This is a genomic window from Paenibacillus sp. J22FR21 (assembly GCF_056269135.1).
In genome coordinates this window covers 612,484-637,304 of record NZ_JBWDNJ010000001.1, presented here as the reverse complement: position 1 = coordinate 637,304, position 24,821 = coordinate 612,484, and the positions used below count along the sequence as shown (strand labels likewise).

Annotated in this window: 22 protein-coding genes; all 22 read right to left on the bottom strand. The window is 49.2% G+C overall.

Translation table 11 applies throughout. The features are described 5' to 3' along the window. Positions 1–35: 35 nt before the first annotated feature. Positions 36–2,669 (bottom strand): FtsK/SpoIIIE family DNA translocase, encoded by a 2,634-nt coding sequence (locus tag AC0YNS_RS03230; RefSeq protein WP_475779584.1) that lies wholly within the window; start codon positions 2,667–2,669, stop codon positions 36–38. Positions 2,670–2,745: 76 nt separating this feature from the next. Continuing rightward, a complete protein-coding gene (locus AC0YNS_RS03225; protein WP_090976425.1) occupies positions 2,746–2,970 on the bottom strand; it encodes a YlzJ-like family protein in 225 nt (74 codons plus the stop codon). Next, positions 2,967–3,725, bottom strand: coding sequence for a ClpP family protease (locus AC0YNS_RS03220; protein ID WP_475779583.1), 759 nt, complete (start codon positions 3,723–3,725; stop codon positions 2,967–2,969). Before AC0YNS_RS03220 ends, AC0YNS_RS03225 begins: the two co-directional genes overlap by 4 nt. A 158-nt stretch (positions 3,726–3,883) precedes the next feature. Then, the gene (locus tag AC0YNS_RS03215; protein WP_475779582.1) at positions 3,884–5,563 is read right to left on the bottom strand and encodes a ribonuclease J; all 1,680 of its coding nucleotides are present in this window, start codon (positions 5,561–5,563) and stop codon (positions 3,884–3,886) included. Between the two features lie 378 nt (positions 5,564–5,941). Beyond that, positions 5,942–6,805 carry a 4-hydroxy-tetrahydrodipicolinate synthase gene (gene dapA / locus AC0YNS_RS03210; protein WP_475779581.1) on the bottom strand — a complete coding sequence of 288 codons (864 nt, stop codon included), beginning with the start codon at positions 6,803–6,805 and terminating at the stop codon, positions 5,942–5,944. Between the two features lie 93 nt (positions 6,806–6,898). Further along, positions 6,899–8,116 carry an aspartate kinase gene (gene dapG, locus AC0YNS_RS03205; protein WP_475779580.1) on the bottom strand — a complete coding sequence of 406 codons (1,218 nt, stop codon included), beginning with the start codon at positions 8,114–8,116 and terminating at the stop codon, positions 6,899–6,901. A gap of 80 nt (positions 8,117–8,196) precedes the next feature. After that, complete coding sequence (locus AC0YNS_RS03200) at positions 8,197–9,237, bottom strand: aspartate-semialdehyde dehydrogenase (protein ID WP_475779579.1); 1,041 nt, start codon at positions 9,235–9,237, stop codon at positions 8,197–8,199. Positions 9,238–9,331: 94 nt separating this feature from the next. Continuing rightward, complete coding sequence (locus tag AC0YNS_RS03195) at positions 9,332–9,919, bottom strand: dipicolinate synthase subunit B (RefSeq protein ID WP_090976436.1); 588 nt, start codon at positions 9,917–9,919, stop codon at positions 9,332–9,334. After that, positions 9,916–10,815 (bottom strand): dipicolinate synthase subunit DpsA, encoded by a 900-nt coding sequence (gene dpsA, locus AC0YNS_RS03190; protein ID WP_475779578.1) that lies wholly within the window; start codon positions 10,813–10,815, stop codon positions 9,916–9,918. The genes AC0YNS_RS03195 and dpsA overlap by 4 nt, the downstream gene beginning before the upstream one ends. A gap of 360 nt (positions 10,816–11,175) precedes the next feature. Next, a complete protein-coding gene (gene dut / locus AC0YNS_RS03185; protein ID WP_475779577.1) occupies positions 11,176–11,619 on the bottom strand; it encodes a dUTP diphosphatase in 444 nt (147 codons plus the stop codon). After that, on the bottom strand, positions 11,600–12,865 hold the full coding sequence (locus AC0YNS_RS03180) for a M16 family metallopeptidase (protein ID WP_090976440.1): 1,266 nt from the start codon (positions 12,863–12,865) through the stop codon (positions 11,600–11,602). The genes dut and AC0YNS_RS03180 overlap by 20 nt, the downstream gene beginning before the upstream one ends. A gap of 74 nt (positions 12,866–12,939) precedes the next feature. Next, a complete protein-coding gene (locus tag AC0YNS_RS03175; RefSeq protein ID WP_475779576.1) occupies positions 12,940–13,935 on the bottom strand; it encodes a polysaccharide deacetylase family protein in 996 nt (331 codons plus the stop codon). Positions 13,936–14,069: 134 nt separating this feature from the next. After that, positions 14,070–16,175: a polyribonucleotide nucleotidyltransferase gene (pnp, locus tag AC0YNS_RS03170; RefSeq protein ID WP_475779575.1), complete on the bottom strand. Its 2,106-nt coding sequence runs from the start codon at positions 16,173–16,175 to the stop codon at positions 14,070–14,072. A gap of 241 nt (positions 16,176–16,416) precedes the next feature. Then, positions 16,417–16,686, bottom strand: coding sequence for a 30S ribosomal protein S15 (gene rpsO / locus AC0YNS_RS03165; RefSeq protein WP_090574209.1), 270 nt, complete (start codon positions 16,684–16,686; stop codon positions 16,417–16,419). Positions 16,687–16,853: 167 nt separating this feature from the next. Beyond that, on the bottom strand, positions 16,854–17,810 hold the full coding sequence (locus AC0YNS_RS03160) for a bifunctional riboflavin kinase/FAD synthetase (RefSeq protein WP_475779574.1): 957 nt from the start codon (positions 17,808–17,810) through the stop codon (positions 16,854–16,856). Positions 17,811–17,838: 28 nt separating this feature from the next. Next, entirely contained in the window at positions 17,839–18,762 is a 924-nt protein-coding gene (gene truB / locus AC0YNS_RS03155; RefSeq protein ID WP_475779573.1) for a tRNA pseudouridine(55) synthase TruB, read from the bottom strand. After that, the gene (locus tag AC0YNS_RS03150) at positions 18,759–19,769 is read right to left on the bottom strand and encodes a DHH family phosphoesterase (protein ID WP_475779572.1); all 1,011 of its coding nucleotides are present in this window, start codon (positions 19,767–19,769) and stop codon (positions 18,759–18,761) included. Before AC0YNS_RS03150 ends, truB begins: the two co-directional genes overlap by 4 nt. Beyond that, positions 19,766–20,119, bottom strand: coding sequence for a 30S ribosome-binding factor RbfA (gene rbfA / locus AC0YNS_RS03145; RefSeq protein WP_475779571.1), 354 nt, complete (start codon positions 20,117–20,119; stop codon positions 19,766–19,768). Before rbfA ends, AC0YNS_RS03150 begins: the two co-directional genes overlap by 4 nt. 7 nt (positions 20,120–20,126) lie before the next feature. Beyond that, on the bottom strand, positions 20,127–23,060 hold the full coding sequence (gene infB / locus AC0YNS_RS03140) for a translation initiation factor IF-2 (protein ID WP_475779570.1): 2,934 nt from the start codon (positions 23,058–23,060) through the stop codon (positions 20,127–20,129). Continuing rightward, on the bottom strand, positions 23,053–23,388 hold the full coding sequence (locus AC0YNS_RS03135) for a L7Ae/L30e/S12e/Gadd45 family ribosomal protein (protein ID WP_475779569.1): 336 nt from the start codon (positions 23,386–23,388) through the stop codon (positions 23,053–23,055). The genes infB and AC0YNS_RS03135 overlap by 8 nt, the downstream gene beginning before the upstream one ends. Beyond that, positions 23,369–23,686, bottom strand: a complete 318-nt coding sequence (rnpM, locus tag AC0YNS_RS03130) for an RNase P modulator RnpM (protein ID WP_210661455.1) — start codon at positions 23,684–23,686, stop codon at positions 23,369–23,371. The genes AC0YNS_RS03135 and rnpM overlap by 20 nt, the downstream gene beginning before the upstream one ends. A gap of 26 nt (positions 23,687–23,712) precedes the next feature. Further along, positions 23,713–24,810, bottom strand: a complete 1,098-nt coding sequence (gene nusA / locus AC0YNS_RS03125) for a transcription termination factor NusA (RefSeq protein WP_475779568.1) — start codon at positions 24,808–24,810, stop codon at positions 23,713–23,715. Positions 24,811–24,821 lie beyond the last annotated feature (11 nt).

Genomic DNA, 24,821 nt, shown 5'->3' with positions numbered 1-24,821 from the left:
GAGAAATCAAGGATACGATTATGCATGAATTTGCCTTAAGAGCTAATCTTTCCTGCGTCGTATTGATCCATTGTGAGCAGCACTTCACGTGGTTTGCTGCCTTCGTAAGGTCCTACAATACTACGCGCTTCCATCTGGTCAATCAGCCTGGCAGCACGTGTATAACCAATACGCATCCGTCTCTGGAGCAGGGAAACCGACGCCTGCTTCGCTTCCAGCACGATCCTTACCGCTTGATCGTACAGTTCGTCCAGAATCTCTTCATTCTCGGAGACGGTATCATCGATCTCCGGCACCAAATCTTCTTTGTATTCGGCTTCACCTTGACCGCGTGCATAAGCTACAACAGCTTCTACCTCATGATCGGAGAGGAATGCACCTTGCACCCGAATTGGCTTGGACATACCAACAGGCAGGAACAACATATCGCCTCGACCGAGCAATTTCTCCGCGCCGACCATATCCAGAATGGTACGTGAATCGACCTGCGATGAAACACCGAAAGCAATACGTGAAGGAATATTCGCCTTGATAACACCTGTAATAACGTCAACGGACGGACGCTGCGTGGCAATAATCAGATGGATCCCCGAAGCACGCGCCATCTGAGCAAGACGACAAATCGCATCCTCGACATCGTTAGCGGCAACCATCATCAAATCTGCCAGCTCATCCACGATAACAACGATATAAGGGAGTACCGCTGCCGGATTCTCCGCCATAAGCGTATTGTAACCTTCAATATTACGCGTGCCTGACTTGGAGAACAACTCATAGCGTTTCTCCATTTCAACGACGATCTTCTTCAATGCTAATGAAGCGCGTCTCGGATCCGTAACAACCGGTGCAAGCAAATGAGGAATCCCATTGTACATGTTGAGCTCGACCATCTTCGGATCGATCATAAGCAGCTTCACTTCATCAGGGCGCGCCTTGTACAGAATGCTTGTAATAATCCCGTTGATACAGACGGATTTACCTGAGCCTGTAGCACCCGCTACGAGCAAATGCGGCATCTTAGCCAGGTTACCGACAATGGGTTGCCCGGAGATATCACGGCCAAAAGCAATCGACATCTTCGAGCTGGCATTTAAGAATGACGGTGTCTCCATCACTTCTCGCATCGTGACAACCGACACTTCTGTATTCGGCACTTCGATTCCTATCGCCGATTTGCCCGGAATCGGCGCTTCCATCCGAATGTCTTTCGCCGCAAGAGCAAGCGCGATATCATCGGTCAGACCGACAATTCGGCTAACCTTAACGCCGGTTGCAGGCTGTACTTCATACCGAGTTACAGCCGGACCCCGCACAACATCAAGCACCTTGGCTCTTACGCCAAAGCTCTCAAGCGTGGCTTCCAGTTTACGTCTGGATTCCAAGGAGTCGGCTGTTTCCCCTGTTTTGCCAAGCCCGCTTGGCTTCTGCAGGAGCGCAAACGATGGCAACACATAGGGTTTCTCCGTCGGTCGCTTCACGACGCTGACTGTGCCTTCCACTGAATCCGGGTCATCAGGCATGATCGCAGGACTTGTCGGTATGGCTGCAACCATCGGCAGCTCTTCCTCGAAATCATCCGCCCCAGGCAAGCCATCATCCACTTCAGCCGGATTGTCAATCGGATGGAAATCAGTCAGTACCTCGGCGTTATCCTTATCATCATCGTAAGGAAGCTCCCAAGCGGGAAGCGGCTCTTCCTTTGATTTCGCTGTTCGTTCTTCAATCTGCTCCAGTACATTCGCTTGCCACCCAAGCTCGTCCGCGTCTTCATCTTCTTGCCAAGGCATCCGACCCGCTTGACCTTTAGCATCTGTGGTCTGTCCGTCATCCATCTGCCATTCAGAATCATGAGCATCCTCATTGGCCTTCGGTACCTCATTAAACCAAGAGAAAATCGGGAATCTGCTCTTCTTCGCACGCGGGCTATGCACCGGCGCATAATTCTCATCATCATCGTCATCCAGGTCATCCAAGGTAACGACATTGCCTTTAACCGGTCCTGCTTTCGCACCTGCAGTTGCCAACGTCTGCCTCTTCGAGAACAACTTCATCCGCAGCAAAGACCAGAAACGTCCGCCTCTGATACGGCCTGCACGCAGCAAATCCACGTAGGATTTGTTGGTCATGAGCATGATTGCGATCGCAAACATGACGATCATCACGAACTTCGCGCCAAAATAACCAAACAGCCAATAAAGCAGCGTATATTGAATGGCTCCCGCATACCCACCGCTTACCGTCTGAACGACACCTTCCGCCTGAGCCTGTTGTGCTGAGGTCATTAATGTCCCGCGGATATCGCTTCCAAGTTGAGAGAGTATGTAAGAAGCTGACAGACCGCCGGTCGGCTCTGTTTTCAGATCCATAACAGCTACCGAGCTCCATAAGGTACAAGCAAGCACTGCGAGCAGAAAGCCCGTCTTACGGGTGGACCAGCCTGTAGGCCAGGCGCGTTTCATCATGACGATCAGCCCGACATAGATGCCGACAAGTGGAAGTACAAAATAAAACTTACCCAGCAATAAACCAAATAATTTGGACAAGGAACGGCCAACCGTTGCTTCACCCGACAGCGCGATTACGGATACGGTTATGAGTAAAATACCATAAACTTCATATTTAAGGCTCGTCCCAATTGAGCTCTTGCGCTTCTTCTTTTTCTTCGCCAAAATGGTCACCTCTGGTAGTCATTATACCATAGGAGACCATAGGATGTGCTACTATTATCCAGCAAGGGCGGGCTTTCTACGAGGATGGATGCCCAAAAGGAATCAACGTTCCCGGCGATAACTCCGGACGTAAATACGCATCTAACGGCCCGTCAAGCAAACGTACGATACGGCCGACACCCGGCGTAACCGACTCGATTTGCAGCTGTACATCCCCTATTCTGATGGACACATAAGGACCCGGCTGATGGTTGATTCCGTCATAGACAAGCTCAAGAGGCATGGTTGAATAAATCGTCATTGTGTCAGACCTCCTGCCCCGGCAGCTGCCCCTTGCTTGCGCTGATCGATCAGTATATTCAAATCGCGCAGTGCTTGACCAATGCCCCCAACCGCATCGATTAAACCATGCTTCACCGCGTCCGGACCAATAACCGTCGTTCCGATATCCCGGGTCAATTCGCCTGTCTTGAACATCAATTCTTTGAACTTCGCTTCCGTTATGTTGGAATGGGATGTGACAAACCGAACGACCCGCTCTTGCATTTTGTCCAAATATTCGAAGGTTTGCGGAACCCCGATTACGAGTCCGTTTAATCGAATCGGATGTATGGTCATCGTTGCGGATTCCGCGATAAACGATTTATTGCCGGCTACCGCTATTGGTACCCCGATCGAATGACCTCCGCCAAGGACTAGTGTTACCGTAGGTTTCGTTAGCGAGGAGATCATTTCAGCTATAGCTAACCCTGCTTCCACATCCCCGCCGACCGTATTGAGCACAATCATGATGCCTTCGATTTTAGAATTTTGTTCAGCTGCGACTAGCTGGGGAATTAGATGCTCATACTTTGTTGTCTTGTTCTGTGGAGGCAATACGAGATGTCCCTCTACCTGGCCGATAATCGTCATACAAAATATATTGGACTCCGCTTGCGGTGTCGCCGTCTGACCGAGCTGCTGAATCGTTTCCACAACCGGATTAGTGCTCGGTTTCCGATCAGGTGCCGGTGGCTCCGGCTGCTCCGATTTAAAAACTAGTTCATCCTCAAACATATGCCTTGTCCTCCTCAACGTTCCACCTAGACTGCCTATGGTCGGCTCTGCATAGTATGGAATCTGCCTGTAGAATTATGCAATTATGGGCAAAAAGAAACGGTCTCCGAATTCGAGCATGACGCTCTTCGGAGACCGTTTCCTATTGGTGGGACAATTTATACTTCCATGATGATTGGCAGAATCATTGGGCGACGGCGCGTTTGCTCATACAAGAAACGTCCGAGTGCATCTTTCACATTTGTTTTGAGCGATGCCCACTCATTGACTTTATCGTTCATCAGCTTATGCAAGGTTGAAGTTACGATACGGTTAGCTTCCTCGAGCAGGCCTTCGGATTCGCGTACGTAAACAAAGCCGCGGGAGATGATGTCCGGACCGGACAAAATCGCACCATCTTGCTTGCTCAGCGTTACTACGACAACCAGAATGCCGTCTTGGGACAGAAGCTTACGATCGCGGAGTACGATATTACCTACATCACCTACGCCAAGTCCATCAATCAGAACGTTACCAGCTGGCACTTTGCTGCCTTTACGGGCAACTCCGCCTGTGAACTCTACAGTATCGCCATTGTCGATAACGAAGATATTCTCGCGCTCGATTCCGACGGATTCGCCTAGCAATGCGTGCTGGCGGAGCATACGGTATTCACCGTGAATCGGAATGAAGTATTTCGGTTTGATGAGATTAAGCATTAGCTTCAATTCTTCTTGGCTGCCATGACCCGAAACGTGAACACCGGAAACAGATCCAGCTCCATAGATAACGTTAGCTCCGAGACGGAACAGCTCGTCTACTGTACGCCCAACATAACGCTCGTTACCCGGAATTGGAGTTGCAGCAATAATAACGGTATCGCCAGGCATAATATCAACCTTACGATGTGTGGAACGCGCCATGCGCGTAAGAGCGGACATTGGCTCGCCTTGGCTGCCAGTGGATAGGACTGCAACGCGGTCAGCTGCCATTTTGTTGATTTCTTCAGGCTCAATGATTGTGCCTTCCGGTATGTTCAAGTAGCCAAGCTCAGAAGCAATCGACACGACATTGACCATGCTGCGGCCAACAACGGCGATTTTGCGCTTCGTTGCTATTGCTGCGTTCACCACTTGTTGAATACGGTGAACGTTGGATGCAAATGTAGCAACTACGACACGTTGTGTAGCTTTACGGAAAATATCTTCAAGTTCCACACCGATTTTGCTTTCCGATGGTGTGAAGCCTGCACGTTCAGCATTCGTACTGTCCGAAAGCAATGCCAGAACACCGCGTGCTCCGATTCCCGCCATACGCTGCAAGTCAGCATATTGATTGTTTACGGGAGTATGGTCGAATTTAAAGTCGCCCGTATGCACGACTGTGCCTTCAGGAGTATCTAAGCATACGCCAACAGAATCCGGAATACTGTGGTTCGTTCTGAAGAACGACGCTTTCATGGATCCCAATTGAACTTCCGAATCTGCATTGATCAGGATGCGTTTGGTCTCGCCAAGCAAGCCCGCTTCCTTCAATTTGCCTTCGATTAGGCCCAGTGTTAATTTCGTACCGTAAATCGGCACATTCAAGTGCTTCAATACATATGGCAAGCCGCCAATGTGATCCTCATGACCATGCGTAATCAGAATCCCTCTAACTTTATCGCGATTCTCCGTTAAATACGTAATGTCTGGGATTACGATATCAATTCCGAGCATATCTTCTTCCGGGAATTTAAGACCTGCATCTACGACTACGATATCATTACCATATTGAATGACATACATGTTCTTCCCGATTTCACCGACGCCGCCCAGTGCGAAAATAAGCAGCTTATCCTGGATGTTTTTCTTAGACAAGTGTATCCGTACCTCCTAATAGTTTTACGAAACAAACCAGACCTCATCACTGCCGAAACGACAGAAACCGAAGCTAATCTGATCGAACTTATATAATAGTTGTCCAAATTGTATGGCTGGACGTTCCTCCCGCAGGAACGCGCTTCATACAAGTAATAACTAGTGCTGTTCAACGCCACCCTTGGCGTTACACATTTTCAATATTTTGCCGCACACCGTCACTTGCTTTCATTATACATGATTGAAAATACGAAAAACAAGTAAAGCAGAAAATGTCCAATCAAGAATGACCTTCTCTATGTACAAACAAAAAACCGATGCAAGCGCACCGGTTTGTGGCGACTGCGGAATGAAGTACCACGAGCAGTGAATAGCGTATTAGTTCAAAATACCCCGGAGCGCAGCTAACTCTGACTCGTTTGCATCCACAAGAGGCAAACGAACGCCTCCTACAGGCAATCCTTTCAGGTTCAGTGCCGCTTTCACAAGGACAGGGTTCGGAAGATCAAACAGTCCTCTGAAAATAGGCAGCGAAGCGGCATGCACCTTGTAGGCTTGTGCAACATCGCCCTTCAAATAAGACTCGATGATTTCACGAATCTGCTTGCCGATAATATGGCTGGCCACGCTGACAATACCATGAGCCCCTACAGCAACCGCAGGCAGAGCACTGCTGTCATCACCGCTGTAAACGCGGAAACCTGCAGGCGCTTGCGAAGCAATTAATGTCACTTGGTCCAGGGAAGCACACTCTTTCGTAGCCACGATATTCGGAATTTGCGCAAGACGAAGTGTAGTCTCCGCAGACATGCTGACAATCGTACGGCCAGGTACGTTATAAACCATAATTGGCAATTTAGTGCCTTCAGCGATAACTTTGAAGTGCTGGAAAATGCCTTCTTGCGTCGGCTTGTTGTAGTAAGGCACAACCAATAATGCCCCATCTACTCCGCATTTCTCAGCCACTTGAGTCAAGTGGATCGAATGTGCCGTTTCATTGCTTCCGGAGCCTGCAATAATTTTGCAGCGTCCGCGAGCGTGCTCTACAGCATAAGTAAACAAAGCGATCTTCTCGTCATCCGTCAGCGTAGGAGATTCACCGGTCGTCCCGGAAACCACGATGCTGTCGCTTTGCTGATCCTCGATCAAGTAGTCCATTAACCGCCCTGTCGTTTCCCAGTCAATCGACCCGTCCGCATGGAACGGGGTAACCATTGCCGTAATTATTCTTCCGAAATCCATGTATGATTCCTCCCAAGGTGAATCGGCTGTCTCGACTCCGTAATCTGGTATCGTGTTTCGAGATTGCATGATTATAAGGACTACTTACGATTGCTATTCATGTAATGAGAATTTAGTGTGCAGCGCCTGCAGTGCGCCGGCCATATAATTTTCACTGACCAGCACCCAGATTGTAGTATTGGAATCTGCGGATTGCAAGATCGGAATGCCTTGCTCCGTCAGCGCTTCCACAATACGTGCCATGATGCCGGGAACACCGTTCATTCCGCCGCCTATGACGGAGATTTTGGCACATCCGCTTACTGCTCGCGGTGCATAACCGATATCATGCAGAACCGAAACCGCTTTGTCTGCATCATGATCGAATACGGTATATACTGCTCCACCGGGATTTACGTTAATAAAATCAACACTGATTTGATGCCTTGCCATTGCTTGAAACACTTGCAATTGGACATCGGTGTGACCATCCTGCGCCTGTACCGTAATTTGAGTTACGCCGCTGACATGCGCCACACCTGTGACATGACGATCGCGCACTGCAGAAGCTTTGGCAGCAGCATCGAAGGTGTCTGTCACAAGCGTACCTTCCTCTTCAGAGAAGGTAGAACGTACGCGAAGCGGAATGCGCGCTTGCTGTGCAATCTCTACTGCTCGCGGATGAATAACTTTCGCGCCTTGCCTTGCCATATTGCCGATCTCAGCATAGCTGATTACGGATAACGGCCGAGCATCCTTCACGATCCTGGGATCTGCGGTTAGAATGCCGTTTACATCTGTATAAATATCGACTCGCTCTGCGCGGAGTGCAGCCCCTAAGGCAGTTGCCGAAGTATCGCTGCCACCTCTGCCGAGCGTCGTAATATCCCCTGCTTCGGTTATACCTTGAAATCCGGTAACGATTACAACTTGGCCATCCTCAAGCGCTTTATGAATGGCTTCCGTCCGAATTTCAATAATACGGGCACGCCCATATTGATTATCTGTAATAATACCTGCGCCACCGCCGGTCAAAGCGATTGCTGCGATCCCTGAGGCACGCAGCAAGCTGCACAATAAAGCAGCGGAGATGATTTCTCCGCAACCCTGCAGCATATCGCGTTCTTTGGCAGGCAATGAATCACCGTGATTGCGAATAAGCGAGAGAAGCGTGTCCGTTGCATAGGGATCGCCTTTTCTCCCCATTGCTGAGACGACAACGACGAGTCCGTACTGTCGTTGCCGTTCCCGATCAATATGTCCGATTACTAATCGTCTTGCTTCGTCCGAGGACAATGAAGTCCCGCCGAACTTCTGAACGAGGATGCGCATTCACAAGCCTCCGTATCCGAACGAGAACAACGTCGCCGAATCGTTAGCTTCCTGAACAACCTGCTTCACTTGTGTAGTGTCTATTCTTTCTCAATTGCAATGTATTCTGCGATTTGTACAGCATTCCATGCTGCACCTTTGAGCAGATTATCGGAAACAATCCATAGATTCAAACCGCGTGCATGGCCTAGATCACGGCGAAGTCGTCCCACGAACACTTCAGGTTTGCCTGCCGCTTCAGTAGCAAGCGGATAACGTTGACCTGCAGGATCGTCGACAAGCTCGACACCCGGAGCTTCAGCAATGAGCGTCCTGACGTCTTCCAGTTCATAATTTTTTTTGAGCTCTACGTATACGGACTCCGAGTGACCATAAACGACAGGAATACGAACACATGTCGCTGTTACGTCGATGGACTCATCGCCCAAGATTTTCTTTGTTTCGCGAACCATCTTCATTTCTTCAAGCGTATAACCGTTGTCTTGAAACTTATCAATTTGCGGAATGGCGTTGAATGCAATCTGATGCTTCACGGGTAACGACCCTACCGGCAATATATCCGGTATCAGGTCATTGCCATCCAGCACCTCGCGAGTTTGACGCAGCATCTCGTCGATTGCACGACTGCCTGCGCCGGAAACGGCTTGATAGGTGGAAACGATAATTCGTGAAATACCATAACGGTCTTGCAGTGGCTTCAACGCTGCAACCAGTTGGATCGTCGAGCAATTCGGATTCGCAATGATCCCTTTGTGATCGTTTACCTTATCGATATTCACCTCAGGTACGACTAGCGGCGTATCCGGGTCCATCCGATAAGCATTCGTATTATCGATACAAACAGCGCCATGCTCGACAGCGTGGGGGGCAAGTGCTTTAGTCACATCGCCGCCCGCACTGAACAAGGCGATTTCGATTCCTTTAAAGCTATCCGGTGAAGCTTCCTCCACCGTAATTTCTTTTCCCTTGAATATGATCTTCGTACCTGCAGAACGTGCGGAAGACAGCAATTTCAGTTCAGCAATCGGAAAATCCCTTTTCTCGAGCAAACCAATGATTTGTTCTCCTACTGCGCCTGTCGCACCAACTACTGCGACGTTAAACAACTTCTGATTCGACATGCTGGTTGTTGTCTCCCCTCAAAAAAAGAACGTCAGTCAAGGATTACTCCAATTACATCTGAATTCGTAAAATTGAGATTTTACTACTTACAAATTAAGAACGTTCAATCAATAAAGGCTGCAGCTGTTTACCTAGTAAGGCGGCTTCACAAGCCTCAGGTACCAGCTCCATCTTGGCGACAAGCGAGTTAGGCTTCTGGATAGGATTATCCTGTCCGAAGGGTACAAAATAAACGTTTTTACATACTAAAAGTTTTGCAATGTTAGCGGCGTTTAAGCCGAGACCGTCATTCGTCGAGATTGCGAGAACAAGCGGGCGTTGGTTGCGCATCTGCGCTTTCGCAGCCATGAGTACAGGACTATCTGTCATCGCATTGGCGAGTTTACTTGTCGTATTGCCCGTGCAAGGTGCAATAACAAGAACGTCGAGCAGTTTAGACGGCCCCAGGGGCTCAGCATCGACGATTGTCGAAATAATTTCATTGCCAGTGATGGATTTCAGTTGCCGCTGCCACTCTGCCGCAGTTCCAAATCGCGTATCCGTAGTAATCAGCGTTTGCGTCACAATCGGAACTACATTCGCTCCCTCGTCAACAAACCGCTGAATGACCGGCATGACCTCTGCAAACGTACAGTGAGAACCGGAGAGCGCATAGCCCACCGTTTTGCCTTGCCATTTCATTGCTCATTCCCCCGTTGCCTGAAATCTTCCTCAATCAATCGACTTAAACAATCCGCAATGATACGTCCAGCGGTTTTGGGTGCGACGATTCCTGGTAGGCCGGGGGCGAGCAACGCTTTAATTCCGCGCTTCTCGGCAAAGCGGAAATCCGTTCCGCCGGGCTTCGAAGCGAGGTCAATTATGACCGCTCGCGATGGCAAATTTGCTATAATTTGCGCTGTGACTATCATAGTCGGAATTGTATTAAAAAGCAAGTCAATATTCCCCACAAACTGCTGTAATTGCTTGATGTAGAAGGGTTCAAACCCCATCTCATACGCCCTTGCAAAATGCTCCTCGCGGCGCACCCCTACCTTCACTTTTGCCCCAAGTCCCTGCAAGGTTCGTGCCAATGTAAATCCTGTTCTACCGATTCCGAGCACCATACAAGATGAACCATGAATGGTAATATCCGTGTTCTGAATGGCCATCATGACAGCACCTTCCGCTGTCGGGATCGAGTTATAAATGGCAACATCATCGCGGTCGAACAATTCAACAAGCCTAATGGCATATTTGCCGCATAAATTCCGCAAATATGGCTTTGCCATCCCCGTATACACGGTGCAATGCTTCGGTAAACGTGCAACATACTCATCAGTCAGCATTAATTCGCGGTCACTGAAAACAGCAATGATTTTGCCGTCATCGTCCGTTCCGACAGCCGGAAGCACAAGCGCATCGGCATTCGCAAATAAATCCTCGCTGAGCTCGGCGCGCACCGCTCCGTCCAGTGAGGAATGCAGCTGATCAAAGCCCGCAACCGTTACCGACGCATCGAGCTCGGTCAGCTTCCGGATGACCTCAAGCCCCCGAGCGTCACCGCCAAGAAGCAAGACCTGAACCCCTGTCAACATAAGGGTATCACTCCTTTCCTACTGTAACCGTTAGACGCGCGTGCATCGCGGCTCGGTTAGCAGTGCTACTGTAACCGTTAGACGCGCGTGCATCGCGGCTCGGTTAGCAGTACTACTGTAACCGTTAGACGCGCGTATACCGCGGCTCGGTTAGCAGCACCTCTCTAACTGCCCCAGCGCCTTCCGTTAAGGCAACCCAAATGACAGTATGCGCACTTGGTTATAGACCATCTTATGCATCCGCCCAGAGCGGGGTGAAAATCAAATTCGAGCGTCATGAAGAGACAAAAAAGCACCAGGGCTGCTGCCCCGGTGCTCTTCGTACAATAAAAATATAATTTCTACCTTTGCAGCTTAAGGTTAAACCCCTGTGTGGCCGAAGCCGCCTGCACCGCGTACGGTATCAGGCAGCTCATCCAATTCAGTAATCGCTACATCAGGCACGATTTGGAACAGCATCTGCGCAATGCGCTCCCCACGTTCAATGGTAAATGGCTCCTGCCCCAGATTAACCAGCAGCACCTTTACCTCCCCGCGGTAATCTGCATCAATTGTCCCGGGAGAATTCAAGCATGTAATTCCATGCTTATAAGCAAGCCCGCTTCTGGGACGGATTTGCGCTTCCAGTTCCGCAGGCATAGCCATCGAGAACCCCGTTGGGATGAGCTTGCGCTCTCCCGGCTTCAAGATTACAGGCTCGTTTACTGCCGCTTGAAGATCGAATCCCGCGGCAAGCTCCGACATCTTGCGTGGCAGCGCGATTTCTTCATTGCCGGGTAGTCGTTTAAAGAGTACTTGAAACAAGTGAATCCCTCCCGATTGACGCTGCTGCTTTATCGTTACTGCCGACCATCGCCACAGCAAAAGGAACAGAAAGCATTCGTTTCGTTACGTCTTGAATATCCTTCATATCGACATCATCAATTCGCTTCAGCATTTCGTCCAGCGTATAGTGACGGCCAAGCATCAGCTCGTTTTTGCCAAGTCGGTTCATCCGGCTGGACGTGCTTTCAAGACTAAGAATCAGACTTCCTTTAAGCTGCTCTTTACCGCGGTGCAGTTCCGTATCCGTCAGCCCTTTCACGGCCAAGTCATGCATTTGAGCCATCGTCAGCTCCAGTACTTCTTTTGTTTGCTTAGGCGCTGTCCCTGCATAAACAGTAAATAGTCCACTATCAGCATAAGACGTATGATAGGAATAAACCGAATAAGCAAGACCGCGTTTCTCACGGATTTCTTGGAACAGTCTGGAGCTCATGCCTCCGCCTACCGCATTGTTCAGCAAGATCATCGCATACAGCTGCGGATCTGCAATCGAACAGCCCGGGAACGAGATACAAATATGGTTTTGTTCGGTTTTCTTCTTATGGAACAGATACTGCCCGTTAAAGGTTGGTGTGGAAACCGCCGTTTCCGTCCCGTTATTTTGGAATCCTCCAAAATGCTGCTCGAGCAGCTCCAGCAGAGCTTTTTCTTCAACGTTACCTGCCACACTGATGACGGTATTATCAATTCGATACTGGCTCTTCATGTAGCCGCGCAGCGAGTCGCCGTTCATGGCACTTAACCGCTCTTCCAGTCCTAGAATGGAATAAGCAAGCGGGTGATCCCCATATGCAGCACGAGACGCTTCATCGTGAACCTTATCATCCGGTGTATCTTCGTACATCGATATTTCTTCGAGTATGACATTTTTCTCTTTTGCTAATTCCGCCGCGTCCATTTGTGAATTGAAGAACATGTCCGCTAGCGCATCCACGGCGATTGGCAGATGCTGATCCAATACTTTGGCAAAATAACAGGTGTATTCTTTGGCTGTGAACGCATTTACATTACCGCCGATACCATCGAACAGATCTGCGATATCTTTGGCGCTGTGACGTTCCGTTCCTTTAAACAACATGTGCTCGATAAAATGGGAAATCCCGTTATTCTCAGGCGATTCATTTCGCGAGCCAGTCTTGACCCAAATCCCAAAGGCCACCGATCGGAATGTCGGTATGTATTCTACTACGACGCGTAAACCATTGCTAAGGGTATAGTTATTCAATTCGGTTCCTCCTACACGTTTTCTGCTGCTTCTTTACCATCTAGCAGAAATACAATGACTTCACTATAACAAAATTATGGTCTTGCCTCAACTAATGAGGTTCTCTTGGGGGAAAGCGTTTCACTTACCGTTCCGAGCATAAGCCCTTTCTGCTTAATTGCGGTAATCATCCCTTGAAGCGCTGCACTTGATGAATCTGTCGGATGCATGAGGATGAGCGATCCCGGCTCTACGCGGGTGCGCACCTTACGAATGATTGCGTAGGCAGGCGGATGCGTCCAGTCAACCGTATCGAGCGTCCAGAGGACTGTTTTGAGCCCTTGCTCTGCCGCGACATCAACCGTCATTTGGTTAAAATCGCCCGAAGGCGGTGCGAACCAATTATTCGTAACATTCAAGGTCGACTTAAGCAGTGCTTCGGTCTTTGCAATTTGATTATATGCAGAACGCCGATCAAGTTGACTCATCTTCGGATGCGTATAGGCATGATTCGAGATTTCATGTCCCTCTGCTTGAATTTGCTTAGCAACATCCGTATTTTTCTTGAGCCAAGTCCCGTCGAAGAAGAACGTGGCTTTTACATTTTCTTTCCTCAGCGTATTCAGCATGGAAGGAATGTACTCATTTCCCCAAGCAACGTTAATCATCAGCGCTACCATCGGTTTGTTTGGATTGCCTTTATAGATGGGGACCCGTCCGAGATCATTCAAACTAATTTTCGGTTCTACTTCTTTGTATACAAACCGAATAGGCTCACTCTCTGGGGCGTTCTCCATGAGTCGATAGGTCTTATCCACATCAATCTCGAGCCCGTTATAGCCCGGTATCGCTTTCCACACCCGGTCCACTCTCGCATCAACCGGCGCAATACGCTTCTTCTCTGCCTCTGAACGAATCATATCCATCAGAGCGGAGTTGATTCCGGAAAATGCGTACAGCGCTGGTACGGATGCAGCACGGTCCCCATTCTTAAGGAGCGTCACGTATTCATTGAGCGGGCTATTAAGCCTAACAAACGTGATCAATATAAGCATGACTGATGCCATGACGATTGCTTTCTTCAGCTTCATAGGAGCTGTCCCACCCTTCTCCTTCATCATATTATGGCTCGGCCCACTTTATGAGAAGAAGCGAAAGACAACGAAACAACAAAAAAGAGACAGATGCTATCATCTGTCTCTAATTTCTTGTCTGTTACGATACCTTAGGACTGCTGAGCAGGAACCTCAGGCGACAGAACCGCTTTGCGGGACAAGTTGATGCGGCCTTGTTGATCGATTTCCGTTACTTTAACGGTAATTTGATCGCCAATTTTCAGGACATCTTCAACCTTAGCAACACGCTCTGTGGAGATTTGTGAAATATGAACCAAACCGTCTTTGTTTGGCAAAATTTCTACGAAGCAGCCGAATTTCTCGATCCGTTTCACTGTACCGAGGTAAACCTCGCCTACAACAACTTCACGTACGATGCCTTCGATGATTTGTTTTGCACGCTCATTGGCTTCTGCATTAGAAGACGCAATAAACACGGTTCCGTCTTGTTCGATATCGATTTTTACGCCGGTTTCATCAATGATTTTGTTGATGATTTTACCGCCGGAGCCGATAACATCACGGATTTTGTCCGGATGGATCTTCATGATGACGATTTTCGGTGCATACTGCGACAGGCTTGTACGAGGTGTTTGCATGACTTCATTCATTTTACCAAGAATGTGCAAACGGCCTACGCGAGCTTGCTCCAAGGATTGCGCGAGGATCGCACGATCGATACCGTCGATTTTGATATCCATTTGGATCGCAGTTACGCCTGCTGCAGTGCCGGCAACTTTAAAGTCCATATCGCCAAGATGATCTTCCATCCCTTGAATATCCGAGAGAATGGAGAAGTGATCCCCGTCTTTGATAAGACCCATTGCAATACCCGCTACCGGTGCTTTGATCGGAACGCCTGCATCCATCATAGCAAGTGTGCTTGCGCAGATACTTGCTTGACTGGTTGAGCCGTTCGATTCCAATACCTCGGATACGAGACGAATCGTATATGGGAATTCAGTTTCGTTCGGAATGACTTTGGACAACGCACGCTCACCAAGAGCACCGTGACCGATTTCACGACGGCCCGGAGGACGAAGTGGTCTAGCTTCCCCTACGCTGAACGGCGGGAAATTATAATGATGCATGAAACGTTTTGTTTCAGTCAAATCGATGCCGTCAAGAATTTGTACATCGCCAAGCGCGCCAAGCGTACAGATGCTTAGTGCTTGCGTTTGTCCGCGTGTGAACAAACCGGAACCATGCGTACGCGGCAGCAACGCGACATCACATTCGATCGGACGAATTTCGCTTAGAGCCCGTCCATCCGGACGAACCTTATCGTGCGTGATCAAACGACGAACTTCTTCTTTGACGATATCGTAAAGGACTTCCTTCACGTCGCCAAGAAGCTCCGGCGTTTCCGCATATTCAGCTTCAAAGTGGGAAATCGTGTCTGCATTAACGACATCAATCGCTTCTTGACGGGCATGCTTCTCCACAATGCTTACCGCTTCAACAAGTCGTGCTTTCGCAAACGCGCGAACAGCCTCATTAACAGCAGCATCTACCGTTTTCAGCTTCACTTCAACCTTCGGTTTGCCAGCAAGGCCTTGAAGCTCATCAATTGTTGCGACGATACGTTTGATCTCATCGTGACCGAACATGATCGCCTCTAGGATAACATCCTCCGGCACTTCGTTTGCTTCCGCTTCTACCATCATAATCGCATCTCTAGTACCTGATACTACAACGTACACGTCGCTCTTCGTTTCTTGCTCAACGGTCGGGTTGATAATAAATTGACCGTCAATACGGCCAACAATTACGCCGCCGATTGGGCCGTTGAACGGAATATCCGACAACGTCAACGCTGCGGAAGTACCGATCATCGCTGCGATTTCCGGTGTGCAATCTTGATCCACGCTCATTACGATGTTAGCAATTTGAACTTCGTTACGGAAGCCTTCAGGGAATAGCGGACGAATCGGACGGTCTGTCAAACGGCTCGCCAAAATCGCCTTCTCACTTGGACGTCCTTCACGCTTGATGAAGCCGCCTGGAATTTTACCTACCGCATATAGACGTTCTTCATAGTTGACTGTCAGTGGGAAAAAGTCTAGATTCTTCGGTTCGCTGGATGATACAACCGTACATAATACTACAGTTTCACCGTATTTCACGGTTACCGCTGCGTTTGCTTGTTTGGCTAAACGACCCGTTTCAAGAATGAACGGTCGGCCGCCAAGCGTTGTTTCTACACGATGCAGCATGTTATTCCTCCTTAACTGCAAGCCGCTACATCCCACCCGGAATGCTCGGCTGTCAGGTTTCATTAATTTCCATACGCGTACTTACATACCAAAAACTGCTGGAAAATTACCTATAAGAAAAGCTCCGAAGGGAGCTGCTCAAAAATATTATGTATGGTTCATTTACAAAAAGCAACCCAGTGCAGCTGAGCCTGGAATCCCAGGCGGCTTGACAACCAGGTTGCTTTTATCCCCGCATCTATTATCGGCGAAGGCCGAGTTTTTCGATCAATGCGCTGTAACGTTTAACGTCTTTGTTTTTCAAGTAAGCCAACAGTTTACGACGTTGACCAACCATCTTAAGCAGACCGCGACGCGAGTGATGATCTTTCTTGTGCGTCCGAAGATGATCTGTCAAGTTGACGATGTTTTGCGTCAGGATAGCGATTTGAACTTCCGGAGAACCGGTATCGTTCGCGTGGGTTTTGTGTTCGTCGATCAATTGGTGTTTACGCTCTTGTGTAAGTGCCATCCATGTTCACCTCCTTCTATCATAATCGCCGTTAGCCTCGCCGTCGCCCGGTGAAAAACGAACCGGCCAAGCTAAGGTTCTGTAAAGTCGCGCGTAGTGAGAATAGAACATGATTACGCAACGAAATAGAGTATACCACAACTGCCTATAAGAAGTAAATGCCGAGCTTAATTCTTATTGTAGGCAGCCAGAACGGATCTCGCTTGTTCGGCATCGGATTTGATTTGAGCAATCAATTCATCAATGGAGCCGAACTTCTTCTCACTTCGCAAGAACGAAATGAATTGCACCGTTATGGATTTATCATACAGATCACCGCTGAAATCAAGCAGATGAGCCTCCATAACAGGCTCTGGCAGTTTCTCGTGGAAAGTCGGCTTCACGCCAATGTTGAGAACAGCCGGCACCCGCTTCCCGTCAACTTGTACCATTACAGCATAAACGCCTTGTCTTGGAATCACATAGGCTGCTTCTTGCTTAATGTTCGCTGTCGGAAAACCGATCGTCCGTCCTCTGCCTTCCCCATGAATAACGACTCCCCGTACTTGGTACGGTTCGCCGAGAAGCTGCTCCGCTACTTCAGGCCGCCCTTCGGAAAGTGCTTCACGAATTAGCGTGCTGCTTACTTTATCTCCATCCTGCATGAAAGGATCCACGATTTCCACCTCGATATCAGGCTCACCAAGCGCCCATAATGTTTCCGGCTTCCCTGCACCCTTGGCTCCAAAGGAAAAATCAAAGCCGACCGTCGCATGCTTCACTTGAAGCGGACGCAGCACGTACTCGACAAAGTCAGACGGCGTAACGCTCGCGAACTCTAAATCAAAGTTCACGATGTATACGACATGTGCGCCTAATTCGCGAAAACGTTCCACCTTCTCTTCAAGGGGAGTTAGGCTTGCCGTGTACTGACCGCTTTGACCAAGCACTTCCTTCGGATGAGGATGAAAGGTCATGATTGCTCCCTGCAAACCTGCCGCTCGGGCAGCTTCCATTGCATGCCGAATCACGTTCTGATGGCCGCGATGTACGCCGTCAAAATGACCAATTGCCACCGTTTTCGGTTTCGCTGAAAGCGCTGCTTGAGTCGAGACAATCGGATATTGTAATGAAATGATTTCCACTGCAGTCACACCTGCTTTATGTTCTTCACTAATCTGCTGTTTTGGTAAAGACCTTAACAGCTTTAAGCGTCGCTGTTTCTTCATCCGGAGTAAACAACCCGACGAATGTACCGTCATTGCCATAGAGGCGTATGATGGAATCCGTATTGTAATCCCCATGATCGAACAGCGCGTTCAAGTAGATTCGCTTGCCTTGGAAGGCGCGCTGCACATTCTCCATGCTAACTGTAGCACGGGGGAAATGATCAAGCGCTTCATCCGATGGCGTGAGCTTCTCTTCCAGTTCACCGACAGCTTGCAGCTGCGCGATTTGTTCAAGGGTGAAGCACTGCTCTCTAGTAAATCCTCCGGACATCGTTCGAGTTAATTCCGCCATTACAGCGGGTACACCTAGGGCTTGTCCAATATCCACGCACAAGGTGCGAATATAAGTGCCTTTGGAGCAGGAAACGGAGAAACGAATCGTCGGATGCGGTTGATCCAGCTTCATCTCCAGCAAATCCAGTGTATAAATCGATACAGGTCTGGATTTACGTTCGATCACTTGACCTTCGCGTGCCAACTCGTATAACCGTTTTCCATCCACTCGCACAGCGGAATACATCGGAGGTACTTGCTCGATCTCGCCTAAGAACGAAGACAAGACACGGCGAATATCCGCTTCAGTCAACGTTACAGAAGGCAGCTCTTCCAGCACAGTACCGGTTAAATCCTCTGTATCTGTCGCGATACCAAACTGCATCACCGCTTCATAACTTTTAGGCCGCTCCTGCACATATTCGACTACGCGCGTCGCACGGCCAATACATAGCGGCAGCACACCGGTTACAGCAGGATCCAGCGTACCCGTATGGCCGATACGTTTGACTTTAACGATGCCTCTGACTTTCGCGACCACGTCATGCGAGGTCCAGCCAGCCGGCTTCCAAACTGCCAAAATGCCATCCATCATAGAGTAAGCGCCTCACTTGCTGCTTGTACAACTTTGCCGATAGCTTCCTGCATGCCTTGCTCCAAACGAAAGCCTGCTGCCCGAACATGTCCGCCGCCGCCAAATGTTTGTGCAATTGCCGCGACATCTGCTTTACCGGAAGAACGCATGCTGACTTTCACGTCGCCATTCTCGGTTTCTTTAAACAAGATGCCTACGTCAACGCCTTCCACGTTTACCGCGTAGTTAACCAGACCTTCAAGGTCATCGCCAACTGCACCGGTTTCTGCCATATCGGAGAAAGCCACATACAACCATGCAATCCGGTTATCATCCGAGAACGTCAACCGATTCAGTCCACGCTGCAAGAGAAGTAATTGGGGCTTGGTCATTTGCTCCAGCAAATGGTTGGCAATCCAGTGTCCTTCAACTTCCTCCGCAAGCATGCGCGATGCAACCTGCATGACCCTTGGAGTAGTATTGGAGTAACGGAATCCGCCGGTATCGGTTAGTAGACCTGTATAAATAGCGGTAGCGACTTCACGATCAAGTGAAATGGCCCCATGCTCGATAAGATCGTATAAAATTTCGACCGTAGCGGCCGCATTGATTCGGATTAAGTTAGCTGTGCCGAAAGCATCATTAGTAGGATGATGATCGATATTAAGCAACTGAGCTGATTCGGCAAATCGTTCACTTATCCGCCCGATTCGGCGGAAGTCCGCGCAATCAATAGCGATGATGCGGTCAAATGTTTCTTCCAATGGCTGCTTGCTATAATTAATGATTGACGCAGACGATTCCATGAAATGAAGACGAATCGGCACTGCGCCTTCATTAATCAGTACGGCCTGCTTGCCCAACTGGCGAAGAAGCCAGCCGACCACGATCGTCGAGCTGATTGCATCTCCATCCGGCTGAACATGCGAGACGACAAGAAACCGATTGCCGTCTCGAATGAATTCAAGCGCCGCTTGCAGCTGTTCTTGATAAGCGGCTGAGAACACCGCAGCTTTCGCCGCGGTCATTCGCCGCTCCGGCCATTAATCGTATGCAGCAACGCTTCGATCTTACTGCCGTACTCGATGCTGCCATCGAATTTAAACAGCAGCTCCGGCGTGTGGCGGAATCGAATTCGTTTGCCGAGCTCGGAGCGAATGAAACCTGTACCGCGGGCAAGAGCTTTAAGCGTTTCTTCTTTCTGCTCTTCGCTTCCCAGCACGCTAAGATATACACGTGCTTGCGATAGGTCATTCGTTAGATCAACACCGGTTACCGTAATGAAACCGATGCGCGGATCTTTGAGCTCTGTCTGAATGATTTGGCTCAATTCTTTCTTAATTTGTTCACCTACACGTCCTACGCGGACTTTAGCCATAGGTTGATCACCTCTCTACACTTTCCAGGACGTAAGCCTCGATGATGTCTCCCTCTTTAAGGTCGTTCATCTTCTCGAGCGTTATGCCGCACTCGTAGCCTTGCGCCACTTCTTTTGCATCGTCCTTGAACCTTTTAAGCGATTCGATTTCGGTTTCCAAAACCACAATTCCGGCACGAATTAAGCGAGCCTTCGCACTGCGTGTAATTTTCCCGGAAGTAACCATACAGCCTGCAATAACGCCGACTTTGGTAACTTTGAAAATATTACGCACTTCAGCCTGACCGATAATAACCTCTTTGAAGATTGGATCAAGCATCCCTTTCATAGCATGCTCAATTTCGTCAATCACGTTATAGATAATGCTGTGAAGACGAATATCAACTTTCTCCTGCTCTGCAGTTGCTAGCGCCTGCGGCTCTGGACGAACGTTGAAGCCGATAACGATCGCGCTCGATGCTGCTGCCAAGTTGATATCGGACTCCGTGATCGCGCCGGCACCGCTATGGATGATCTTAACGCGCACACCTTCGATGTCGATTTTGGCAAGCGATCCTTTAAGCGCCTCAGAGGAACCTTGAACGTCAGCTTTGATGATTACGTTCAAATCCTTGATTTCGCCTTCTTTTATATGATTGTACAAATCTTCAAGTGTTACTCTCGAATTTGCACCAAGCTCGGATTGACGGTGCTTGATGGCACGGCGATCTGCAATGGCACGCGCTTTACGCTCGTCTTCGAATACAAGGAATGGATCGCCGGCTTGCGGTACTTCTGTCAGACCGGTAATCTCGATTGGTGTACTTGGGCCCGCTTCTTTGAGACGGCGTCCTTTGTCATTCACCATGGCGCGAACACGACCGAAGCAGTTACCCGCAACGAAAGCATCGCCGATCTTAAGTGTACCGTGTTGAACCAGAATACGTGCAACAGGACCTTTACCTTTATCCAGCTCGGCTTCAATTACAGTACCGCGGGCACGTTTGTTAGGATTTGCTTTGTAGTCGTTCATTTCAGCTACAAGCAATATCATTTCAAGCAGCTCTTCGAGGTTCGTGCGCTGTTTCGCGGACACGTTAACGAAGATTGTATCGCCGCCCCACTCTTCCGGAACGAGTGCATATTCAGTCATGCTTTGTTTGATTTTATCAACATCTGCGCCTGGTTTATCGATTTTGTTCACCGCTACGATAATCGGAACGCCTGCTGCTTTAGCATGGTTGATTGCTTCGATCGTTTGAGGCATAACACCGTCATCAGCTGCCACAACGATGATTGTAATATCCGTCACTTGAGCACCGCGAGCACGCATGAGCGTAAACGCTTCGTGACCCGGTGTATCAAGGAAAGTGATTTTCTTATTATTGATCTCAACTTGGTAAGCACCGATATGCTGCGTAATACCGCCTGCTTCACCGCTTGTTACGCTAGTGTGTCTAATGGCATCAAGAAGCGTTGTTTTACCATGATCGACGTGACCCATGATGGTTACAACCGGAGGACGGGATTCAAGTGTACCCTCTTCGTCCTTCTCTTCCAGTGTTTCGAATGCATCTTCTTCCACTGGAATCTTCACTTCAACTTCAACGCCATACTCCGTTGAGATCAGTTGTACAGTATCTAGATCAACCTCTTGGTTAATGGTAGCCATGACGCCAAGCGTAATGAGCTTCTTGATAACCTCGGAAGCATCCTTATGCAGCAATTTAGCCAATTCGCCAACCGTCACTTCGCCGCGTACAATAATTTTCTTCGGCGTATTGTCGATCTTCTCTTTGCGTTCTTGCTGTTGTCCTTTACCACGATTGTTTTTGCCGCCGCGGTTGTTTTTGAAGTTGCCTGTGCGGGAATCTTCAAAGCGTTTATTCGCGCCGAAGTTGCTGTTAGCTGCCTTCGGATTGTTTCTTTTCTTTGCATGATCATCGGAAGTCGTGCTGCGTGACTCGAATGTACGAGCCGGTGCATTACTACGACTCGGCGATTGACTCGCTTGATCCGGACGTGGAGTTGATGGACGGAATCCGCCGCCTTGACCTCCGCCTGAATTGGAACCTTGACCTGCTGGACGGTTGCCTTGATAACCGCCACCGCCGCCCGCACCTTGACCTGCTGGACGGTTGCCTTGGTAACCGCCACCTTGACCTGCTGGACGTTGTCCTTGACCACCTTGCGAAGAGCCTTGGCCTTGTGGACGATTACCTTGATAGCCGGTGCCTTGACCTTGTGGGCGATTACCTTGATAGCCAGTGCCTTGACCCTGTGGACGGTTGCCTTGATACCCGCCGCCTTGGCCTTGTGGACGATTACCTTGACCGCCTTGACCACCTTGACCCTGCGGACGGTTGCCTTGATAGCCGCCACCTTGACCTTGCGGACGGTTGCCTTGATAGCCGCCTTGACCTTGCGGACGCGGATTGGAGCTTGTGCTGCCTTGCGATTGGCCTGTTGTAGGCTGTTGAGTGGAGGTCGTCGGTGTCGTGCCCGCTGTTACGCTAGTTGCCGGAGTTTGTGTACTAGCCGGCTGAGGTGCTGCGTTCGCAGTCGGAGCTGCATTTGTGCTAGGTGCTTGCGTATTTGTTGTATTCATATTCCCCTGCTGTTCCTGAGTATTTTTGTTGACCTGTCCGTGTCCTTGCGCTGGAGCATTCGTGCTTGATTGAGCCTTACGTTCAGGCTGACCTTGCGGTTGCTGGCGATTAGACGACTGAGCTGCTGCAGAGACGGTCGCGCTCTCCTGGGCACGTTTCGCTGCTGCATTCGCTTTAATATCGCGGAAGAAACCTTCCACCTTCGAAACCATTTCGTTTTCCATGACGCTCATATGATTGTTAACGGGAAGATTGAGTCGCTTTAGGATCGTAATGATTTCCTTGCTGCTCATATTTAGGGATTTCGCGTATTCGTAGACGCGTGTTTTATCTTTGTCTTGTTGTTTAGTCAATATACTCCACCTCCGTAGGTTCAATTAAGCTCTGTGCAATGCTTTTAGAAAAGCCTGAGTCGGTTACACCAATGAGAACCCTCTCGGACTTGCCGATTGCTTCTCCAAGCGTAATTCGGTCGAATGCTTCAACGAGTTTAACATTGTAAGTGGTACATTTGTCCCGAAACTTCTTCTTCGTATTATCTGATGCATCACCGGCAACTATGACAAGTTTCGCTTTTCCCTGCTGGATTGCTTTCAATACGGTTTCGTCACCGGTAACGAGCTTACCGGCCCGCATCGCCATGCCTAGCGTGTTAAGCGATTTATGCTTCGTCTTCGTCATCGATCTCATCCTTATTCGCGTTAAACGTGTCCTCTACAGCGATAAAATCTTGCTCGAGCTGATCATAGATTTCGATGCCAACGGTTTGTTTCAAAGCCCGATCCAGTGCTCTGCTCTTCTTGGCTAGCTTAAAGCAAGCGACTTTCCCGCATAGATAAGCGCCGCGACCTGCTTTCTTCCCCGTCAAATCGATCAGAACCGATTCATCAGGCGTACGAACGACGCGGATCAGCTCTTTCTTCGCCTTCATCTCCTGGCAAGCTACACATTTACGCAGTGGAATTTTTCTAGGTCTCATCGTTCATCCCCCCTGAACACAAGCTCTTAGTCGATGGAGACGGAATCCTGATGCATCGTGCTCATCGGCGACTTTGGACGACCAAATTCTTGCTCCGCCTGCGTTTCGCTCTTGATATCAATCTTCCAACCCGTCAGCTTCGCAGCCAAACGAGCATTCTGACCTTTAATCCCGATTGCCAGCGACAGCTGATAATCCGGAACAATAACGCGAGCCATCTTCTCTTGCTCGTATACGATTACCTCAATTACTTTAGAAGGGCTAAGCGCATTCGCAACATATTCTTCAACGCTCTCGGACCAACGGACGATATCAATTTTCTCGCCTTTGAGCTCGGTAACGATGGTTTGTACACGCATCCCCTTCTGACCAACGCATGATCCAACCGGATCAACTTCGGCATTGCGGGAATAAACAGCGATTTTGGAGCGGAAGCCCGCTTCACGTGCGACAGAACGAATCTCAACGACACCGTCATAAATCTCCGGCACTTCGAGTTCGAAAAGGCGCTTCAGCAAGCCCGGGTGCGTACGGGAAAGGAAGATTTGCGGTCCTTTCGTCGTGTTCTCCACTTTCGTGATGAACGATTTCACGCGGTCTCCATGTTTGAATTTGTCCGTTGGCATCAATTCTGTCAGCGGCAGCACCGCTTCTACTTTGCCAAGGTCGATAAACAGGTTACGCACGTCCTGACGCTGCACGATACCATTCACAATGTCTTCCTCTTTATCAATGAAGGCATTGTAAATGAGGCCGCGTTCTGCTTCACGGATACGCTGCGTAACTACTTGCTTCGCGGTTTGTGCCGCAATCCGGCCAAAATCACGAGGCGTTACTTCAATTTCTGCGATATCATCCAGCTGATAATGCGGGTTGAGCTCACGGGAAGCTTCAACCGAGATCTCAAGTCGAGGATCTAATACATCCTCAACAACAGCTTTGCGTGCATACACTTTGATGACTCCGGTAAACCGATTAATATCAACACGTACATTCTGGGCAGTATTAAAATTGCGTTTGTAGCTCGATATCAGGGCTGCTTCAATGGCTTCCAGCAAGATATCCTTGCTGATCCCCTTCTCTCTTTCGATTTCCGTCAGTGCTTCAATAAATTCCATGCTCATTGGAAATGAGT

Excerpts from the sequence above, each read along its gene's own strand:
- truB (WP_475779573.1), bottom strand. The coding sequence starts at position 18,762 with ATGATGGATGGCATTTTGGCAGTTTGGAAGCCGGCTGGCTGGACCTCG.
- nusA (WP_475779568.1), bottom strand. The coding sequence starts at position 24,810 with ATGAGCATGGAATTTATTGAAGCACTGACGGAAATCGAAAGAGAGAAG.
- AC0YNS_RS03200 (WP_475779579.1), bottom strand. The coding sequence starts at position 9,237 with ATGTCGAATCAGAAGTTGTTTAACGTCGCAGTAGTTGGTGCGACAGGC.
- AC0YNS_RS03135 (WP_475779569.1), bottom strand. The coding sequence starts at position 23,388 with ATGACGAAGACGAAGCATAAATCGCTTAACACGCTAGGCATGGCGATG.
- rpsO (WP_090574209.1), bottom strand. The coding sequence starts at position 16,686 with ATGGCACTTACACAAGAGCGTAAACACCAATTGATCGACGAACACAAA.
- rbfA (WP_475779571.1), bottom strand. The coding sequence starts at position 20,119 with ATGGCTAAAGTCCGCGTAGGACGTGTAGGTGAACAAATTAAGAAAGAA.
- AC0YNS_RS03220 (WP_475779583.1), bottom strand. The coding sequence starts at position 3,725 with ATGTTTGAGGATGAACTAGTTTTTAAATCGGAGCAGCCGGAGCCACCG.
- AC0YNS_RS03175 (WP_475779576.1), bottom strand. The coding sequence starts at position 13,935 with ATGAAGCTGAAGAAAGCAATCGTCATGGCATCAGTCATGCTTATATTG.
- dapA (WP_475779581.1), bottom strand. The coding sequence starts at position 6,805 with ATGGATTTCGGAAGAATAATTACGGCAATGGTTACCCCGTTCCATGCG.
- rnpM (WP_210661455.1), bottom strand. The coding sequence starts at position 23,686 with ATGAGACCTAGAAAAATTCCACTGCGTAAATGTGTAGCTTGCCAGGAG.
- pnp (WP_475779575.1), bottom strand. The coding sequence starts at position 16,175 with ATGCTGCATCGTGTAGAAACAACGCTTGGCGGCCGACCGTTCATTCTT.
- dapG (WP_475779580.1), bottom strand. The coding sequence starts at position 8,116 with ATGCGCATCCTCGTTCAGAAGTTCGGCGGGACTTCATTGTCCTCGGAC.
- AC0YNS_RS03225 (WP_090976425.1), bottom strand. The coding sequence starts at position 2,970 with ATGACGATTTATTCAACCATGCCTCTTGAGCTTGTCTATGACGGAATC.
- AC0YNS_RS03195 (WP_090976436.1), bottom strand. The coding sequence starts at position 9,919 with ATGAAATGGCAAGGCAAAACGGTGGGCTATGCGCTCTCCGGTTCTCAC.
- dpsA (WP_475779578.1), bottom strand. The coding sequence starts at position 10,815 with ATGTTGACAGGGGTTCAGGTCTTGCTTCTTGGCGGTGACGCTCGGGGG.
- AC0YNS_RS03150 (WP_475779572.1), bottom strand. The coding sequence starts at position 19,769 with ATGACCGCGGCGAAAGCTGCGGTGTTCTCAGCCGCTTATCAAGAACAG.